We start from the raw sequence: 333 nt of genomic DNA on the forward strand, positions 1-333 counted from the left end.
GAAGAAAGGAGTTGGAAAGTGGAAATGTCCGTCCGGTGTCCGATGTCAGATGACCGATGAGTGGGAAGAAAGGAGTTGGAAAGTGGAAATGTCCGTCCGGTGTCCGATGTCAGATGACCGAGGAGTGGGAAGAAAGGAGTTGGAAAGTGGAAAGGTCCGACCGGGGTCCGATGTGCGCTGACCGCCGGGATGGGAGGATGGTGTTGGGCAGGGAAACACCGTGCAAGCTGCAGCGTGTGGCCGCTCGTACTGTCCTGGGGGCGAGACTCGGCGCTGGGAAAAACCAGCTTGGTCCAGTACGTAGCAAGTGGTGAGGGGGGGGGGGGGGGGGGC

Annotated in this window: 1 protein-coding gene; it reads right to left on the reverse strand. The window is 60.1% G+C overall.

Annotation, left to right across the window (positions count from 1 at the left end; genetic code table 11):
- Positions 1 to 45 precede the first annotated feature (45 nt).
- Positions 46 to 333: hypothetical protein (locus AAA942_RS20265; protein WP_338222131.1), on the reverse strand; the 288-nt coding region annotated here is incomplete at its 5' end.

It is taken from the genome of Algoriphagus sp. oki45 (assembly GCF_036245605.1).
GTDB lineage: Bacteria > Bacteroidota > Bacteroidia > Cytophagales > Cyclobacteriaceae > Algoriphagus.